Annotated in this window: 15 protein-coding genes and 1 riboswitch; of the genes, 4 read left to right on the forward strand and 11 right to left on the reverse strand. The window is 68.1% G+C overall.

Going from position 1 to position 17,425, the window contains the following annotated elements:
- Nucleotides 1–13: 13 nt before the first annotated feature.
- The 6 genes from ACIPC1_RS01225 to ACIPC1_RS01250 form a co-directional block, all read right to left on the reverse strand.
- A complete protein-coding gene (locus tag ACIPC1_RS01225) occupies nt 14–1,375 on the reverse strand; it encodes an aminotransferase class V-fold PLP-dependent enzyme (protein WP_402512245.1) in 1,362 nt (453 codons plus the stop codon).
- A 190-nt stretch (nt 1,376–1,565) separates the two neighbouring features.
- Nucleotides 1,566–1,682: riboswitch (SAM riboswitch) on the reverse strand.
- A 111-nt stretch (nt 1,683–1,793) separates the two neighbouring features.
- Nucleotides 1,794–2,858 (reverse strand): anthranilate phosphoribosyltransferase, encoded by a 1,065-nt coding sequence (trpD, locus tag ACIPC1_RS01230; RefSeq protein WP_402512246.1) that lies wholly within the window; start codon nt 2,856–2,858, stop codon nt 1,794–1,796.
- 155 nt (nt 2,859–3,013) lie between these two features.
- Nucleotides 3,014–4,666, reverse strand: coding sequence for a cytochrome bc complex cytochrome b subunit (locus ACIPC1_RS01235; RefSeq protein WP_402512247.1), 1,653 nt, complete (start codon nt 4,664–4,666; stop codon nt 3,014–3,016).
- The gene (locus ACIPC1_RS01240; RefSeq protein WP_402512248.1) at nt 4,663–5,730 is read right to left on the reverse strand and encodes a Rieske 2Fe-2S domain-containing protein; all 1,068 of its coding nucleotides are present in this window, start codon (nt 5,728–5,730) and stop codon (nt 4,663–4,665) included. The genes ACIPC1_RS01235 and ACIPC1_RS01240 overlap by 4 nt, the downstream gene beginning before the upstream one ends.
- The gene (locus ACIPC1_RS01245) at nt 5,730–6,536 is read right to left on the reverse strand and encodes a c-type cytochrome (RefSeq protein WP_402512249.1); all 807 of its coding nucleotides are present in this window, start codon (nt 6,534–6,536) and stop codon (nt 5,730–5,732) included. The genes ACIPC1_RS01240 and ACIPC1_RS01245 overlap by 1 nt, the downstream gene beginning before the upstream one ends.
- Nucleotides 6,537–6,600: 64 nt before the next feature.
- Nucleotides 6,601–7,221: a heme-copper oxidase subunit III gene (locus ACIPC1_RS01250; protein WP_384391694.1), complete on the reverse strand. Its 621-nt coding sequence runs from the start codon at nt 7,219–7,221 to the stop codon at nt 6,601–6,603.
- Nucleotides 7,222–7,408: 187 nt separating this feature from the next.
- Between ACIPC1_RS01250 and ACIPC1_RS01255 the strand changes: the two genes are divergently transcribed.
- The gene (locus ACIPC1_RS01255) at nt 7,409–7,810 is read left to right on the forward strand and encodes a hypothetical protein (protein ID WP_402512252.1); all 402 of its coding nucleotides are present in this window, start codon (nt 7,409–7,411) and stop codon (nt 7,808–7,810) included.
- A 122-nt stretch (nt 7,811–7,932) separates the two neighbouring features.
- Here ACIPC1_RS01255 and ACIPC1_RS01260 read toward each other — a convergent pair whose 3' ends face one another.
- The 4 genes from ACIPC1_RS01260 to coxB form a co-directional block, all read right to left on the reverse strand.
- The gene (locus tag ACIPC1_RS01260; RefSeq protein WP_402512254.1) at nt 7,933–9,195 is read right to left on the reverse strand and encodes an Ig-like domain-containing protein; all 1,263 of its coding nucleotides are present in this window, start codon (nt 9,193–9,195) and stop codon (nt 7,933–7,935) included.
- A gap of 130 nt (nt 9,196–9,325) precedes the next feature.
- The gene (locus ACIPC1_RS01265) at nt 9,326–9,724 is read right to left on the reverse strand and encodes a cytochrome c oxidase subunit 4 (RefSeq protein WP_384391703.1); all 399 of its coding nucleotides are present in this window, start codon (nt 9,722–9,724) and stop codon (nt 9,326–9,328) included.
- Nucleotides 9,721–11,457: a cytochrome c oxidase subunit I gene (gene ctaD / locus ACIPC1_RS01270; protein WP_384391706.1), complete on the reverse strand. Its 1,737-nt coding sequence runs from the start codon at nt 11,455–11,457 to the stop codon at nt 9,721–9,723. The genes ACIPC1_RS01265 and ctaD overlap by 4 nt, the downstream gene beginning before the upstream one ends.
- Nucleotides 11,454–12,446 carry a cytochrome c oxidase subunit II gene (gene coxB / locus ACIPC1_RS01275; RefSeq protein WP_402512256.1) on the reverse strand — a complete coding sequence of 331 codons (993 nt, stop codon included), beginning with the start codon at nt 12,444–12,446 and terminating at the stop codon, nt 11,454–11,456. Before coxB ends, ctaD begins: the two co-directional genes overlap by 4 nt.
- Before the next feature lie 340 nt (nt 12,447–12,786).
- Here coxB and ACIPC1_RS01280 point away from each other — a divergent pair, with 340 nt between their 5' ends.
- A complete protein-coding gene (locus tag ACIPC1_RS01280; RefSeq protein ID WP_402512257.1) occupies nt 12,787–14,169 on the forward strand; it encodes a cysteine desulfurase/sulfurtransferase TusA family protein in 1,383 nt (460 codons plus the stop codon).
- A gap of 164 nt (nt 14,170–14,333) precedes the next feature.
- Here the strand turns inward: ACIPC1_RS01280 and ACIPC1_RS01285 are convergent, their stop codons facing one another.
- On the reverse strand, nt 14,334–15,308 hold the full coding sequence (locus ACIPC1_RS01285) for a carbohydrate kinase family protein (RefSeq protein WP_402512259.1): 975 nt from the start codon (nt 15,306–15,308) through the stop codon (nt 14,334–14,336).
- Nucleotides 15,309–15,453: 145 nt separating this feature from the next.
- Between ACIPC1_RS01285 and ACIPC1_RS01290 the strand changes: the two genes are divergently transcribed.
- The gene (locus ACIPC1_RS01290) at nt 15,454–15,663 is read left to right on the forward strand and encodes a hypothetical protein (RefSeq protein ID WP_402512261.1); all 210 of its coding nucleotides are present in this window, start codon (nt 15,454–15,456) and stop codon (nt 15,661–15,663) included.
- A 203-nt stretch (nt 15,664–15,866) separates the two neighbouring features.
- Entirely contained in the window at nt 15,867–17,411 is a 1,545-nt protein-coding gene (locus tag ACIPC1_RS01295) for a hypothetical protein (RefSeq protein WP_402512263.1), read from the forward strand.
- Nucleotides 17,412–17,425: the final 14 nt, after the last annotated feature.

Genomic DNA, 17,425 nt, shown 5'->3' on the forward strand with positions numbered 1-17,425 from the left:
TCCTGTCAGGCGATCACACGGCGGGAACGCAACGCCCGTCCTGCGTCCGGTAGTTCCACTTCGCGCCGTCCCGGACGAGCTCCTTGACCGCGCGCACGAAACGCTCGACGTGCTCGTCCGGGGTGCCCGCGCCGAAGCTCACGCGGATGGCGTTGAGGGACTTCTCGCCGGGCGCGGCCTCGGGGGCGCCGCACTCGCCCTGGGTCTGCGGGTCGCTGCCGAGGAGGGTGCGCACCAGCGGGTGGGCACAGAACAGGCCGTCACGCACCCCGATGCCGTACTCGGCGGACAGCGCGGCCGCGAAGTGCGAGCTGTTCCAGCCCTCCACGACGAAGGAGATGACGCCGACGCGCGGGGCGTCGTCGCCGAAGAGCGAGAGGACCCTGACCTCGGGCACCTCGGCGAGACCCGCGCGGACCGTCTCGATCAGGTGCTGCTCACGGGCGACGAGCGTGTCGAAACCGGCCTCGGTGAGCGCTTTGCAGGCGGAGGCGATCGAGTAGACGCCGATCACGTTCGGCGAGCCGGCCTCGTGCCGGGCGGCGCTCTCGTGCCACTCCACGTCCACGCCGCCGTCCGTACGCCGCGACACCTTGCGGCTGGCGCCGCCGCCCGCCAGGTACGGCTCGGCCGCGCGCAGCCAGTCGGAGCGGCCCGCGAGGACACCGGAGCCGAAGGGGGCGTACAGCTTGTGCCCGGAGAAGGCGACCCAGTCGACGTCGAGGTCGCGCACCGACACCGGGTGGTGCGGGGCGAGCTGCGCGGCGTCGAGGACGATGCGCGCGCCGTGCGCGTGCGCGGCGGCGGCCAGCTCACGCACCGGCCACAGCTCACCCGTGACGTTCGAGGCGCCCGTGACACAGACGAGGGCCGGGCCCTGGGGGTCGCGGTGGCTGAGCGCACGCTCCAGGGCCGCGACGGCCTCCCCCGGCGTACGCGGGGCGTTCAGGTACGTCACCTGCGCGTCCCGCCAGGGCAGCAGCGAGGCGTGGTGCTCGGTCTCGAAGACGAAGACCTGGCAGTCGGCCGGAAGGGCGGCGGCGAGCAGGTTGAGCGAGTCGGTGGTCGACCGGGTGAAGACGACCTGGTCGTCTTCACGGCAGTCCAGGAACTCGGCGACGGTGGTGCGGGAGTTCTCGAAGAGGTCGGTGGAGAGCTGGGACAGGTACCCGGCCCCCCGGTGCACGCTGCCGTAGTACGGGGCGTAAGCGGCCACGTCGTCCCACACCCGCTGGAGGGCCGGGGCGCTGGCGGCGTAGTCGAGGGCGGCGTACGTGACCTCGCCACCGGTGACGAGCGGGACGGTGACATCTCGCCCCAGAACGGGCAACTGGGTACAAACGGCCTGGTCGGTGGCAACGGTGGAGACAGACATGGCGAACTCCTGTGAGACGCAGGGAAATCACCGCGCGAGCCGGTCCATGGAGAGGACGCTCAGCGCGGGAAGGGGGGTGACAGGGATAGGCGGAAGAGGGGCTCTACGCCCTATCGCATTCGCTTGCTCACAGAAGGCTCCCTCGAATGACCAGGACCCCTGGGCCTTAACCACTCAGAAGAGGGCGAGGGGTCCGCGCTTGCCGCAGACCTCGCTGCCTACGGCCTGGTCTTCACCCGGGGCACCCCGCCACGGACGGAGGGTTGCCGGACAGTCGGCCGGGGCCTCATGACTGTCACTCATGACCTGCCGAAAAAACTAACCGAACCGATCGCGACGGCGCAACCCGTGTCCGGATCCCGGAACGCGGAAAGGGCCGGACCTCTTCGGCCCGGCCCCCTGCGAACCGCCTCGCAAACTACGCGTTGGTCGCCGCCACCCACCGCTCCAGCGTCCGTTTCGCCGCCCCCGAGTCGACGGCCTCCGCCGCCTTCGCCATCCCCGCGCGAATCTGCTCCGCGAGCGGCCCGTCACCCGGCGACAGGGCCACCAGCGCCGCCGCCGAGTTCAGCAGCACGGCGTCCCGCACCGGCCCCGTCTCGCCGTCGAGGAGCCGGCGCGCCACGTCCGCGTTGTACGTGGAGTCCGCGCCCCGCAGCGCCTCGATCGGGACCAGGTCAATGCCGACGTCCCTCGGGTCGAAGGTCTCCTCGGTGACCTTTCCGTCCCGTACGACCCACACCCGGGAAGTGGAGGTGATGGTCAGCTCGTCGAGCCCGTCGTCGCCGCGGAAGACCAGCGAGGAGTTGCCGCGCTCGGCGAAGACGCCCGCCACGATGGGCGCCATGCGGGGGTCCGCGACGCCGACGGCCTGCGCCTTCACCCGTGCCGGGTTCGTCAGCGGACCGAGCGCGTTGAAGACCGTGCGGATGCCCAACTGCCCCCGTGCGGCGCCCACATGACGTAGCGCCGGGTGGAACTTCACCGCGAAGCAGAAGGTGATCCCGGCCTCCTCGGCCACTTCGGCCACCCGCTCCGTCGTCAGCTGCAGATTGACCCCGAGCTTCTCCAGCACGTCGGACGCCCCGGAGGCGGAGGAAGCCGCCCGGTTGCCGTGCTTGACGACCTTCGCGCCCGTCCCGGCGATGACGATCGCCGCCATGGTGGAGATGTTGACGGTCTTGGCCCCGTCACCGCCCGTACCGACGATGTCGACGGTCCTCCCCGGCACCTCGATCACGTTGGCGTGCTCGTACATCATCCGTACGAGTCCGGTGATCTCCTCGACGGTCTCTCCCTTGGCCCGCAGCGCCACCGCGAACCCGGCGATCTGCGCGTCGGTCGCCTCACCGCGCATCATCAGGTTCATCGCCCAGGCGGTGTCGTCCGCACTCAGGTCACGGCCGTCGAGCAGGCCGTTCAGCAACCGGGGCCAGGAACGGTCCGCCGCGGTGTCGCCTCCAGCGGGGTTCACAGCGCTCATGGTCGCTCCTGGGGTACTCAGAGAGGTACGGGGGTGGACTTGCCCCCATCCGTAGGGGCGAGTCCACCCTATCCAGCCCTGGAGACGGCAAAGAGCCCCGTCCATGCAATGGACGGGGCTCCAGCCGTGGCGATCAGCGAGGATCGTTCGGGCGATCAGTGGTGGCCGTGGCCGCTCGTGATCTCCTTGTACTCCTCGACGGTGGGCTTGGGGATCTGGTTGTCCTCCCCGTAGTAGCCCTTGCTGAGCTTGGCCCGCAGCTTCTGCGCGCCCTTCACCTTGCGCTCGACACCGTTCTCGTCGACGCCCGGGCCGATCTCGGCCGGCTGGTACTGCTCGTGCGCGGTGAGCGTGTGCAGAGCCTCCTGGCTGAGCGGCTCGTGGATCTCGATGAACTCACCGTGCGGCAGGCGCTTGATGATGCCCGACTCGCGGCCGTGCAGCACCTTGTCCCGGTCCCGGCGCTGAAGGCCGAGGCAGATCCGCTTGGTGGCGATGAACGAGAGGACCGGGATGACGAAGAAGCCGATCCGTACGAACCAGGTGATGGAATTGAGCGAGAGGTGGAAGTGGGTCGCCCACAGGTCGTTTCCACCACCGATCAGCATCACGAAGTACGCGGCCAGCCATGCCACGCCGAACCCTGTACGGGTCGGGGTGTTGCGTGGCCGGTCGAGGATGTGGTGCTCGCGCTTGTCGCCGGTGACCCAGGACTCGATGAAGGGGTACACGGCGATGGCCACCAGCACCAGCGGGAAGATCACGATCGGGATGAACACGCCAAGCACGAGCGTGTGACCCCACAGGTTGATCTCCCAGCCCGGCATCACACGCACCAGACCTTCGGCGAAGCCCATGTACCAGTCCGGCTGGGCACCGGTGGACACCTGATCCGGACGATAGGGACCCATGGACCAGATCGGGTTGATCGAGGCGATACCCGCGATGGCCGTGATGACGCCGAAGACCAGGAAGAAGAAGCCGCCGGCCTTGGCGGTGTAGACCGGAAGGAGCGGCATTCCGACGACGTTCTCGTTCGTCTTTCCGGGGCCCGCGAACTGTGTGTGCTTGTGGTAGAAGACCAGGATCAGGTGGCCCACGACCAGGCCGAGCATGATCCCCGGCAGCAGCAGGATGTGCACCGAGTAGAACCGGGCCACGAAGTCGCCGCCCGGGAACTCACCACCGAAGATGAAGAACGAGAGGTACGTGCCGACGATCGGGACCGACAGCAGCACGCCCTCGATGAACCGCACGCCGGTGCCCGACAGCAGGTCGTCGGGGAGTGAGTAGCCCGTGAAGCCGGTGAACAGCGACAGGACGAGCAGCAGCCAGCCGAACAGCCAGTTGACCTCGCGCGGCTTACGGAAGGCGCCCGTGAAGAACACGCGCATCATGTGGACCATCATCGCGGCGATGAAGATCAGCGCCGCCCAGTGGTGGATCTGCCGGATCAGCAGGCCACCGCGCACATCGAAGGAGATGTGCATGGTCGAGTTGAACGCCTCGGACATCAGCTGGCCCTGCAACGGGACGTAGCTGCCGTGGTACTCCACCTCGTTCATCGACGGGTGGAAGAACAGCGTCAGATACACACCCGTGAGGATGATGATGATGAAGCTGTAGAGGCAGACCTCACCCAGCATGAAGGACCAGTGGTCCGGGAAGATCTTGCGCATGTTGGCCTTGGCCAGGCCGTAGATGCCCAGTCGGCCGTCGGCCCAGTCGGCGACCCGCTCACCGGCGGGTGCCTTCTTTCGCGAGTTCGGCTCGCCCGGGTCGGAGGTATTCGCAGCAGTGGTACTCATCCGCGCTCCCAGAAAGCAGGACCGACGGGCTCTTCGAAGTCGCCGAGCGCCTCGAGGTAGCCCTCAGCGTTCACACCGATGCGCAGTTGAGGCAGGGCGTGACCGGCCGGGCCGAAGATCACTCGGGCGCCGTCGGCGAGGTCGAAGGTGGACTGGTGGCACGGGCAGAGGACGTGGTGCGTCTGCTGCTCGTACAGGGAGATCGGACAGCCGACGTGGGTGCAGATCTTCGAGTAGGCCACGATGCCCTCGTGCGACCACTCGAGTTCCCGCTTGTCCTTGATGTTGTCCGGCTGGAGCCGGACGATCATCAGCGCCGCCTTGGCGATCTGGGTCTGGAAGTCCTCGTCGTGCTCCTCCAGGCCCTCGGGCTTGGCGAAGGTGAGCGAGCCGACGATGACGTCCGAAGGACGCAGCGGCTCGTTCGTGTTCATGTTGACGAGTTGGAGACCCTTGCGCCACATCGTGTGGCGGAGGCTGGTCCCCGGCAGCGGACCGAGGTCGCGCAGCAGCACGACGCCGGAGAGCGGGACCAGGGCCAGCGCGCCGAACATCGTGTTGCGGATCAGCTTGCGCCGACCGAGCGCGGACTCCTTGGCACCCTGCTTGAAGTCGGCCAGGACCTGGGCCTTGACCTCAGCCGGCGCCTCGATCGGGTGGCGCTCGGCAGGGATCTCCACGTCGGACATCAGGGTGCGGGCCCAGTGGACCGCGCCCGCGCCGATCGAGAAGAGCGCGACGCCGAGTGTCACGCCCAGCGCGAAGTTGAGTGCGCTGACGTGCCCGATCGGGAAGATGTAGACGCTCTTGTCGACCGGGATCGCCACATACGCGGCGATGAAACCGACCGTGGCCAGCATCGACAGGGTGAACAGGAAGGCGACCACACGCTCGGAGCGCTTGGCTGCCCGCTCGTCGATGTCCTGGACGCGGTGCTCATGGGGCGGTAGCCCCGGGTCGGCGAACGGGTCCTGCTCGTTCGCCACCGACACGGCACCGTGTCCATGGTCGTCGGTGGCCCGCTCGGCGGGCAGGTTCTCTTCTGGAGATTGTTGGCTACTCATCACTTCTTGGCCTTTGCGGTCCGAGCGGCGACCCAGACGGCGACAGCGATCAGGGAGCCGAGTCCGAAGATCCAGCCGAACAGGCCCTCGCTGACCGGCCCGAGGCCGCCCAGGCTGAGGCCGCCCGGCTCCACGGTGTCGTCACCGTTGACCGCGTCGACGTACGCGATGATGTCCTTCTTGTTCTGCTCCGACATGGTCGTGTCGGGGAACGAAGGCATGTTCTGCGGGCCGGTCTGCATGGCCTCGTAGATGTGCTTCGGGGAAACACCTTCCAGGTCCGGTGCGAACTTGCCCTCGGACAGCGCACCGCCCTTGCCGGTGAAGTTGTGGCACTGCGCGCAGTTGGTACGGAAGAGTTCGCCACCCTTGGCGATGTCCGCGCCCTCGGGGCTGACCTGGTTCTTGGTCGGCACGGAGGGACCGGCGCCCAGCGAGGCGATGTACGCCGCGATCTGGTCGATCTCGGCCTGCGCGTAGATGACCTTCTTCTTCGGGATCTGCGCGCCCGGCTGCTGGGCCGGCATGCGACCGGTGCCGACCTGGAAGTCGACGGCGGCTGCGCCCACGCCCACCAGGCTCGGACCGTCGGAGCTGCCCTGGCCGCCGGTGCCGTGGCAGCTTGCGCAGCCCACGGCGTAGAGCTTCTTGCCCTCGTCGATGGCAAGGGACTGGGCGGTTTCGTCGGCCTGCGCCTGGCTCGCGGGTGCGAACGCGGCGTACAGCCCCCCGGTGGCCGCCAGCGCGAGGAGTAGTACGACGACCGCCGCCAGCGGATGGCGTCGTCGTGCGGAGAGCTTTTTCACGGATTACCCCGGTGTGAGGATCTTCTGCGTCGGTGCTTCTGGATGTTTCGGGCGGTTCGCCCGATTACTTGATCAGGTAGATCGTGGCGAAAAGGCCGATCCAGACGACATCGACGAAGTGCCAGTAGTAGGACACGACGATGGCGGCGGTCGCCTGCTCATGGGTGAACTTCCTGGCCGCGTAGGTGCGGCCGAGGACGAACAGGAAGGCGATCAGACCTCCTGTCACGTGCAGGCCGTGGAAGCCGGTGGTCAGGTAGAACACCGAGCCGTACGGGTCGGAGGAGAGCGAGAGCCCGTCCTTCTTGACCAGCTCGGTGTACTCGAAGATCTGACCGCCGATGAAGATCGCACCCATGATGAAGGTGACGATGAACCACATCCGGAGTTTCTTCACATCACCGCGCTCGGCGGCGAACACGCCGAGCTGACAGGTGAGTGAGGAGAGCACCAGCACTGTGGTGTTCGTCGCTGAGAACGGAACGTTCAGCGACTCGGCCATTGTCTTCCAGTGGGCCTCCCCGGTCACCGATCGCAGGGTGAAGTACATCGCGAAGAGGGCCGCGAAGAACATCAGCTCGGAACTCAGCCAGATGATGGTTCCGACGCTGGTGAGGTTCGGCCGATTGACCGACGGGTGCGCGTGCCCGGTTTCTACTGTCGTTACTGTCGCCACGACCGACATTATGTCGGTCGCTTATCCCGCCCTCACCCCGGGGGGTGCCGTTCGGAGTGTTGATGGGGTGTGTCCAGCCCAAATGGCCCATCGAAGCCCTGTCCGAACCGGTGTTGACGAGGTGTTCGGAGGAGTAGCATCCGCGCAGCGGACCCTGTCCGTTCCGCCTGAAGGACGCCGACGTCTCGGAGGAAGAATGCAGCCGACCGCCACGGTGCTGGTCTACAGCGACGACTCCAACACCCGGGAGCAGGTGCGGCTCGCGACGGGCCGCCGGCCGGCCACCGATGTCCCTCTGGTCGAGTTCCTCGAGTGCGCGACACCCGCCGCCGTCCTGAAGGAACTGGACAAGGGCGGGATCGACATCTGTGTGCTGGACGGCGAGGCCGTGCCGATGGGCGGAATGGGTGTCTGCCGCCAGATCAAGGACGAGATCTTCAACTGCCCGCCCGTCCTTGTGCTGATCGGGCGGCCCCAGGACGCCTGGCTGGCCACCTGGAGCCGTGCGGACGCCGCGGTGACCTTGCCGGTCGAGCCGGTGGAGTTCGCCGCGACGCTGGCTTCTCTGCTGCGCAGGAAGGCCCTTGCGGGCGCCTAGGAGCTCAAGCAGCCGCGTAGTCCGGCGGCTGCGGGCCGCGTCCCGGCTGGTCGCGCCCACGCGGCGGAGCCGCATATGTCGCAGCCTCGCGCCCCTGACGGGGCGCGCCGGCGCGCCCCGTCTCACACGGACTCGGGGCGCAGCCTGGCCCGGTCCTGCACGCTCGGGCCCTCCGGGGCACCGCCCACCAGGGCGCTGCCATTGCGCCACTTCTTCCAGCTGACGTTCCAGTCGCCGAAGCCGTTGCCGAACGGGTCCATGTCCTCGCCGTAGGAGTTGATGACCTTGACGATGTCGCCCTCGCGGACGGTCTCGTAGAACCACGCGGCGTTGTCCGTGCTCATGCCGGTGCAGCCGTGGCTGACGTTGGCGTATCCCTGGGAGCCGGTCGACCAGGGCGCGGCGTGCACGTACTCGCCGCTCCAGGTGACGCGTGTCGCGTAGTACACGGGCAGGTCGTACGAGTCCGAGGTGCCCTCGGCGATACCGATGCTGGTACCGCGCATCCGTACGAAGTACTCCTTGCCCAGCACGACCTTGACGCCGTTTCGGGTCTCGAAGCCCGGCTTGCCGGTGGTGACGGGGATCTCGTTGATCGCCTTGTCGTTGCGGTAGACCGTCATGGAGTGCGCGGAGGCGTCCGTGACGGCGATGAGGCGGTCGCCGGTGGTGAGTTTCAGGGGCTTCGCCTCGCCGCCCCAGAGGCGCTCGGCGATCTTGATGCCGCCGATGTTGCCGTGCGCCTGGATGGTGGCGTGGGTGGGCCAGTACTCCTTGGGGCGGTAGTGCAGTGTCTTGTCGTCCACCCAGTGCCAGCCGCCTTCCACCGCGGGCTTGGAGTCGACCTTGAGGGCGCGCTCGACGACCGCGCGGGCGGCCTTGTCCTTGACGGGGACGCTGAGTTCGGCCGTGACGGGCTGGCCGACGCCGTACGTGCCGGCCTCGGGCCCGAAGGTGACGTTCAGCCGCTTCTTCGTCGTGGGGGTGCTCGTGTCGAAGGCGATGACCTTGCGGCCGGGGGCGCCGTCCTCGTCCTCCGTGCTCACGCGCACGGTGTAGCGGGCGCCCGCGGCCAGCGGTGAGGTGCTGTGCCAGCGGCCGCCGTCGGCGGAGAGTTCGCCCGCGACGTACCGGCCCGATGCGTCCGTGGCCGTCACGTCGGTGATCCGCCCGTCGTCACCATCGGCGGTGATCTCCAGGGGTTTGTCGGGGTCGACCTTGCGGTTCTCGCCGACCGGGCCGTTGAAGGAGATCTGACCCGCCGCGTCATACGGCTTGGCCGAGAGCGGGTGGCCGTCGGAGCCGCAGGCGGTGACGCCCGCGCCGAGGGCGACCAGCAGCGTGGTGCAGCTGGCTACCGTGCGGAATCGCGGTGAGTGGTTCATGAGCTCACGCTATGAACCACCGTCGACTACGGCGCGCCGAGTGACCCGAGCGAGGGACACGGGGCGTGGCAAATGAGGGAGCCCGGACTCTCCTGACGGAGTGTCCGGGCTCCCGGGTGTTCAGCGCGTGCTACTGGGTGCGGTTCTCACCGTGGTAGTACTCGAAGACCCAGCCCCACAGGCCGATCAGAAGGATCGGGGCCGAGAAGTACGCCAGCCACCAGCCGAAGACGACGCCCAGGAAGAGAAGCGCGCCTCCGATGCCGAGCGTGAGCGGCTGCCAGCTGTGCGGGCTGAAGAAGCCCACCTCGCCGGCCTCGTCCGCGACGTCGGCCTCCTTGTCGTCCTGCGCCAGCGCGTCGACCCGCCGGGCCGTGAAGGCCAGGTAGTAGCCGATCATGATGCTCAGGCCGAAGCCCAGGAAGAGCGCCGTGGTGCCGGCCGGCTCCTTCGACCACACGCCATAGACGATCGCCATGACGAGGATGAAGAGGGCCAGCCAGATGAACAGCTTGCCTTGGACCTTCACTTGCCTGCCTCCTTGCCACCAGCGAGGGCCTTCTCACCGTGACCGGCGTTCTCGAGCTGGTCGAGAGCGGCGATCTCAGGGTGATGCAGGTCGAACGCCGGGGATTCGGAACGGATCCGCGGCAGGGTGAGGAAGTTGTGCCGCGGCGGCGGGCAGGACGTGGCCCATTCGAGGGAACGGCCGTAGCCCCACGGGTCGTCGACCTCGACCTTCTTGCCGTACTTGGCGGTCTTCCACACGTTGTAGAGGAACGGCAGTATCGACAACCCGAGCAGGAAGGAGCTGATCGTCGAGATCGTGTTCAGCGCGGTGAAGCCGTCGGCCGCGAGATAGTCCGCGTAACGACGCGGCATGCCCTCCGCGCCCAGCCAGTGCTGCACCAGGAACGTGCCGTGGAAGCCCACGAACAGCGTCCAGAAGGTGATCTTGCCGAGGCGCTCGTCGAGCATCTTGCCGGTCATCTTCGGCCACCAGAAGTGGAAGCCGGAGAACATCGCGAAGACGACGGTGCCGAAGACCACGTAGTGGAAGTGCGCCACCACGAAGTACGAGTCCGAGACGTGGAAGTCCATCGGCGGCGAGGCCAGGATGACACCGGTCAGACCACCGAAGGTGAAGGTGATCAGGAAGCCGGTCGCCCAGAGCATCGGGGTCTCGAAGGACAAGGACCCCTTCCACATCGTTCCGATCCAGTTGAAGAACTTCACGCCTGTTGGCACGGCGATGAGGAACGTCATGAAGGAGAAGAACGGTAGGAGGACGCCACCGGTGACGTACATGTGGTGCGCCCACACGGTCACGGAGAGACCGGCGATCGCGATGGTGGCGCCGATCAGGCCCATGTAGCCGAACATCGGCTTGCGCGAGAACACCGGGATCACTTCGGAAATGATTCCGAAGAATGGCAACGCGATGATGTACACCTCTGGATGGCCGAAGAACCAGAAGAGGTGTTGCCATAGCAGTGCCCCGCCGTTGGCGGCATCGAAGACATGTGCCCCGAATTTCCGATCCGCCTCCAGCGCGAACAGCGCGGCGGCGAGAACGGGGAAGGCCAGCAGGACCAGTACGGCGGTCAGCAGCACGTTCCACACGAAGATCGGCATACGGAACATCGTCATGCCGGGCGCGCGCATGCAGATGATGGTGGTGATGAAGTTGACCGCACCGAGGATCGTGCCGAAGCCGGAGAAGGCCAGACCCATGATCCACATGTCGGCGCCGATGCCCGGTGAGCGGACGGCGTCCGACAGCGGGCTGTAGGCGAACCAGCCGAAGTCGGCCGCGCCCTGCGGGGTGAGGAAGCCGCCGACCGCGATGAGCGAGCCGAACAGGTAGAGCCAGTAGGCGAACATGTTCAGCCGCGGGAACGCCACGTCGGGCGCGCCGATCTGCAGCGGCATGATCCAGTTCGTGAAACCGGCGAACAGCGGCGTCGCGAACATCAGCAGCATGATCGTGCCGTGCATCGTGAACGCCTGGTTGAACTGCTCGTTCGACATGATCTGCAGACCGGGGCGCGCCAGCTCGGCGCGCATGAGCAGCGCCATGACGCCGCCGATGCAGAAGAACGCGAACGACGTGATCAGGTACATCGTCCCGATCGTCTTGTGGTCAGTGGTGGTGAGCCACTTGATCACGACACTGCCGGGCTCCTTGCGCCGTAGCGGCAACTCGTTCTCGTACGAGTCCTCGGCTTCGGCGGCACCCTGGGGTTCGTTGAGGATGCTCACAGGTTGTTCGTCTCCCGGTTCTTCTCGGGGTCCGTCTGCTCGATGCCGGCCGGGATGTAACCCGTCTGGCCCTTCTCCGCGAGCTCCTTGAGATGGTCCTCGTAGGCCTCGGGAGAGACGACCTTCACGTTGAAGAGCATCCGGGAGTGGTCGACGCCGCAGAGTTCGGCGCACTTGCCCAGGTAGGTGCCCTCCGCGTTGGGGGTCACCTGGAAGGAGTTGGTGTGGCCCGGAATGACGTCCTGCTTCATCAGGAACGGCACCACCCAGAAGGAGTGGATGACGTCACGTGAAGTGAGGATGAAGCGGACCGTCTTGCCCTCGGGGAGCCAGAGGGTCGGACCGGGGTTGTGCGTCTGCGGGTTCTTCGAGGCCGGCGTGCCGACGTCGTAGACACCGCCGGCGTTCGCCGGGTAGTCCTTCTTGAACCGGTCCGGAATGGCGGCCAGGTTCTTGTCGGTCGCGGCGTCACCGGTGGAACCGTCGACGTCCTCGATGTAGTTGAAGCCCCAGCTCCACTGGAAGCCGACGACGTTGATGGTGACGTCGGGCTTCTTGTCCAGACTGAGGAGCTTCGTCTCGTCGCGGGCGGTGAAGTAGAACAGCACCGAGACGATGATGAGCGGGACCACGGTGTACAGCGCCTCGATGGGCATGTTGTACCGGGTCTGCGGAGGAACTTCGACCTTGGTACGGCTGCGCCGGTGGAAGAACACGCTCCACAGGATCAGGCCCCAGACCAGCACGCCCGTGGCGAGCGCGGCCGCCCACGAGCCCTGCCAGAGGGAGAGGATCCGCGGACCCTCGTCCGTAACCGGGGTGGGAAAACCAAGGCGGGGAAAGTCCTTGTATGTGCAACCGGTAGCGGTAGCCAGGACCAGGCCCGCAGTCATTGCCTGCAGCAGCTTCCGCCGCATCGGGCGCCGCGGCGTGGGGGTACCGCCCGCGCCCTTCAGGATGCGGGGGAGGTCGGAGCCGTTGGGACTCACGTAGCGCCTTCCCGAGAGTCTCGCCCGCGCTGGTTGGCTACGGCCTTCTCGCTGGTCGCTCGCCGCCCTGGCACACGGGCAGGGGTTTGGATGTTTATGCGGAGCAAACCCTACTGGACGCTATTTGGGGTCGCGCGGGGAGGGGTCCGCAACGCGCCGCCGGGTTTCGCGAAGAGGGTGGGTTGCCCTGTCCTGGGCTGCTTCTGACGGGGGGTTCGGGGCGCCCAGCAGCTCGGGAGTTTGTTCTCGTATGGCGGCTGCTCGTTCGTCGTGGCTGATCGCACCGTTCCCCGCGCCCCTTTTGGGGCAGTCCTCTGACGGGACGCTCTAGCGTTGCCGTGTGTCCTACTTCGATGCTGCTTCCGCCGCTCCTCTCCATCCCGTTGCCCGGCAGGCCCTACAGGCCTCGCTCGACGAGGGGTGGGCGGATCCCGCACGTCTGTACAGGGAGGGAAGGCGGGCCCGGTTGCTGCTGGACGCGGCACGGGAGGCGGCGGCGGACGCCGTGGGGTGCCGGCCGGACGAACTGGTCTTCACCTCGTCGGGTACGCGGGCGGTGCACTCCGGGATCGCGGGCGCGCTGGCCGGTCGTCGGCGCGCCGGACGCCACCTGATCGTGTCAGCGGTCGAACATTCTTCGGTGCTCCATTCAGCCGAGGTCCACGAGTCGGCGGGCGGGACGGTGACACAGGTCCCGGTCGCTCGCACGGGCGCGGTATCCCCTTCTACGTACTCGGCGGCCCTGCGTCCCGACACCGCGCTCGCCTGTCTGCAGTCCGCCAACCACGAGGTGGGTACGGAGCAGCCGGTGGTGGCGGTGGCTCAGGAGTGCCGGGCGGCGGGCGTACCGCTGCTGGTGGACGCGGCGCAGTCACTGGGGTGGGGCCGGGTGGAGGGCGAGTGGTCGCTGCTCACGGCAAGTGCCCACAAATGGGGCGGCCCTTCGGGCGTGGGGCTGCTCGTCGTACGCAAGGGGGTGCGGTTCGCTCCTCAAGGACCCGTGGACGAGCGGGAGTCGGGACGGGCGGCCGGGTTCGAGAACATTCCCGGGATCGTGGCCGCGGCGGCGGCACTGCGGGCCGTGCGGGCCGAGGCGGCCGAGGAAGGCGCGCGGCTGCGGGAACTGACGGACCGGATCCGGCTGCGGGTGCCCGCACTGGTGCCGGATGTCGAGGTGGTCGGCGATCCGGACCGGCGGCTGCCCGGCGTCGTCACCTTCTCCTGTCTCTATGTCGATGGAGAGACCCTGCTGCACGAACTGGACCGCGCCGGTTTCTCGGTCTCCTCCGGTTCCTCGTGCACGAGCAGCACGCTGACGCCCAGCCACGTACTGAAGGCCATGGGGGTACTGACCGAGGGCAATGTCCGGGTGTCGCTGCCGCCGGGTGTCCCGGCGGCGGACGTCGAGCGGTTCCTGTCCGTGCTGCCGGGCGCGGTCTCCGCCGTACGGGAGAAGCTGGGCGCCCCCGCCTCGCCGACGAAGACGCCGGCCGCCTCCGCCTCGCTCGTGGTGAACGCCCTGGGCAGGCGGTGCCCGATCCCGGTCATCGAGCTGGCCAAGGTCATCGGCGTTGTCCCGGTCGGCGGCACGGTCCGTGTCCTGGCGGACGACGAGGCGGCGCGGCTGGACATTCCGGCGTGGTGCGAGATGCGGGGGCAGGAGTACGTGGGCGAGGAGCCGGCGGACCACGGCTCTGCGTATGTGGTCCGCCGGGTGTCGTAGGCGGTGTCGTTCGGATCACCTCGGATCAGGCCGCGGCGCATGGTGCGGTGCATCGCAAGGCGGAGCATGACCCGCGTACTGGGCGTACTCGGGTGATGCGACAACGCGGCGAGGTGCCGTGCCAGGCGTCGCGGACCCGAGGTGATCCGAACGACGCCGCCTAGCTACACGAGGTGGGTCTGGACCTCGGCGGCGGCTTCATGGCCGTACGCCTTGGTGAAGCGGTCCATGAAGTTGGTGCGGCGCAGCTGGTACTCCTGCGTGCCGACCGTCTCGATGACCAGGGTGGCGAGCATGCAGCCGACCTGGGCGGCGCGCTCGTGGGAGACGCCCCAGGCCAGGCCGGAGAGGAAGCCCGCGCGGAAGGCGTCGCCGACGCCCGTGGGGTCGGCCTTGCGCTCCTCCTCCGCGCAGCCGACCTCGATCGGCTCCTCGCCGACGCGCTCGATGCGCACGCCCTGCGCGCCGAGGGTCGTCACGCGGTGGCCGACCCTGCCGAGGATCTCCTCGTCACTCCAGCCGGTCTTGGACTCGATGAGCCCCTTCTCGTACTCGTTCGAGAAGAGATACGTCGCGCCGTCCAGCAGGATCCGGATGTCGTCGCCGCTCATCCGGGCGATCTGCTGCGAGAAGTCGGCCGCGAACGGGATCGAGCGGGAGCGGCACTCCTCGGTGTGGCGCAGCATCCCCTCGGGGTCGTCCGCGCCGATCAGGACGAGGTCGAGGCCGCCGACGCGGTCCGCCACGGCCTTGAGCTCGATGAGGCGGGCCTCGCTCATCGCGCCCGTGTAGAAGGAGCCGATCTGGTTGTGGTCGGCGTCCGTCGTGCAGACGAAGCGCGCGGTGTGCAGCACCTCGGAGATGCGGACGGAGCCGGTGTCGACGCCGTGCCGGTCCAGCCAGGCGCGGTACTCGTCGAAGTCGGAACCCGCCGCCCCGACCAGGATCGGCTTGGTGCCGAGCTGGCCCATGCCGAAGGCGATGTTCGCGCCGACCCCTCCCCGGCGTACGTCGAGGTTGTCGACCAGGAAGGAGAGGGAGACCGTGTGCAGCTGGTCCGCGACCAGCTGGTCGGCGAAACGGCCGGGGAAGGTCATCAGGTGGTCGGTTGCGATAGATCCGGTGACTGCGATACGCACGGCGAGGACACGCTCCTGCGAGGGGATGTGAAGGGGCTGGCGTTGACAGTTCACGCTACCCGGTCGACGCGCGCGCAATGAAGCGGCAAAAACTACCCGATAGTAGATCTTTCTTCGCGAGCGCCACCGTGCCTACGGTGCCGCTATGACAAACCTGAAGGTCCACGGCACCGCTCCGCAAGACCTCGAAGGCGATCTGGCTTCACTGCGCGGCGACTGCGCGCGGATGGTCGAGCACTGGACGGCACCCGACCGGATCACCGCTCTCCCCGTGCCGCCCTCCCACATCCACGGCGTGACGGTGCCGCCCGCGTCGGCCCGGCTGCTGGACGCGATGTCCGACTACGGCGACTGAGCGCGCAGGCGAGGACGGGCTGAAACCGTCCGGACAATCGGCCGGAACCCGCGCCCGCAGGGAACCGTGCGCTCCCCCGCTGCGTCCCATCGCTGTCCCCCGTAAAGGGGATGCGGTGTACGACCCCTCAGCGCCCCTTTTGGGCGCCCCATCGTGACCGGGCCGGGTCGTCAGGACAGCAGTGGAGCCTAAGGAGCGATGCGGTGAGCACCGAGCGACCCGACAAAGAGGCGACCGATTCCGTCGAGGGTGGCGAGACGGGCGGCGAGACGACGAAGCCGCGTCGGCGGCATTCCCCGGTGGCCGTCGCCTCGGTCGCGGCCGCGGTCCTGCTGGTCGGAGGCGGCGGGGCGTACTTCGCCTCGACCGCGTCGGGCGGCGGGAACAGCGGTTCCGGGACGCCGGGAAGCGACGGCACTCCCCCGGCGCTCGCTCTCGACGGGTACTCCGAGAGCGGTACGAGTGACACGGCCGGTACGGGCGACCCGAACGGCATCGCACCCGGTGAGCCCAACCCGTTTGGCACGACCTACCGGGCGGAGGGCGACCTCGCCGACGGCCCGGACTCGGCGCCCGTGTACACCGTGAAGGGCCAGGTGACCCAGGCCGAGGTGGCACGGCTGGCCAAGGCGCTCGGGGTGGTGGGCACCCCGCGGGCGGACGGGGGCGACTGGACGGTCGGCTCCACGAATGACGCTGCGGAACCGAATCTGCGGGTGAGCAAGGCCGCGCCCGGTACCTGGACCTACAGCTCCTCTGTGCCGGGCACCGACAACTGCGTCAAGGACAAGCCCTGCGGGCCCGTCGGGTCCAGCGGTCTGGCAGGTCTGCGCCCGGCGGCGGTGAGCGAGGAAGCGGCGAAGAAGGCGGCCGCCCCCGTACTGAAGGCCGTCGGCCAGGACGACGCGAAGCTGGACGCGACTCAGCTCATGAACGACGACCGGGTACGGGTGGTGAACGCGGACCCGGTGGTCGGCGGGCTGCCGACGTACGGCTGGACGACCGGCGTGCAGGTCAGCTCCGCGGGCAAGGTCATCGGTGGCAGCGGCCAGTTGAAGGCGCCGGTGAAGGGGGACACGTACCCCGTCATCACGGCGCAGCAGACCCTGGACCTGATGAACGGCTCGGCATCGGCCGGCGCGCCCAAGGGCATCGGCGGCTGCGCCAGTCCCGTGCCGCTGAAGGACCGGAACGAGGTGCCGTGCGAGGCGTCGACGGTGGCTCCGGCGCCCGCGACGGCGACCGTCGAGAAGGCCACGTTCGGGCTGGCGGCGCAGTCGGTGGACGGGCAGCAGGCGCTGGTGCCGTCCTGGCTGTTCGATGTTCGGTCCGCGGGTACGGAGGACGTCGTCACGGTGACGCATCCGGCGGTCGATCCGCGGTATCTGACCTCGCCGGAGGCCGGGCAGGATCCGACCCCGACCCCTTCGCCGACCGGGGCGCCCACGACCGGTGACGTCAAGGTGGAGGGCTACACCGCCGACGGCAAGGAGTTGACCGTGAGCTTCTGGGGCGGGGTGTGCAGTAAGTACTCGGCCTCGGCGAGCGAGAGTTCCGACACGGTGACGGTCACCGTGACCAGCACCTCGGAGCCGGGGAAGGTATGCATCATGCTCGCCGAGGCGATCGATCTCCCCGTGCACCTGGACCAGCCGCTCGGCGATCGCAAGGTCGTGGGAACCGACGGCAAGGCGATCCCGGAGGGCAAGAAACTGGGCGCCGTGGAGAGTTCGGCACAACCGCAGTAGGCATCAGCCGAGCG

The organism is Streptomyces sp. NPDC087263 (genome assembly GCF_044744645.1).
Classification (GTDB): domain Bacteria; phylum Actinomycetota; class Actinomycetes; order Streptomycetales; family Streptomycetaceae; genus Streptomyces.

Coding starts and splice junctions, on each gene's coding strand:
- ACIPC1_RS01235 (WP_402512247.1), bottom strand. CDS start 4,666: ATGAGTACCACTGCTGCGAATACCTCCGACCCGGGCGAGCCGAACTCG.
- ACIPC1_RS01240 (WP_402512248.1), bottom strand. CDS start 5,730: ATGAGTAGCCAACAATCTCCAGAAGAGAACCTGCCCGCCGAGCGGGCC.
- ACIPC1_RS01255 (WP_402512252.1), top strand. CDS start 7,409: ATGCAGCCGACCGCCACGGTGCTGGTCTACAGCGACGACTCCAACACC.
- ACIPC1_RS01225 (WP_402512245.1), bottom strand. CDS start 1,375: ATGTCTGTCTCCACCGTTGCCACCGACCAGGCCGTTTGTACCCAGTTG.
- ACIPC1_RS01260 (WP_402512254.1), bottom strand. CDS start 9,195: ATGAACCACTCACCGCGATTCCGCACGGTAGCCAGCTGCACCACGCTG.
- trpD (WP_402512246.1), bottom strand. CDS start 2,858: ATGAGCGCTGTGAACCCCGCTGGAGGCGACACCGCGGCGGACCGTTCC.
- ACIPC1_RS01250 (WP_384391694.1), bottom strand. CDS start 7,221: ATGTCGGTCGTGGCGACAGTAACGACAGTAGAAACCGGGCACGCGCAC.
- ACIPC1_RS01290 (WP_402512261.1), top strand. CDS start 15,454: ATGACAAACCTGAAGGTCCACGGCACCGCTCCGCAAGACCTCGAAGGC.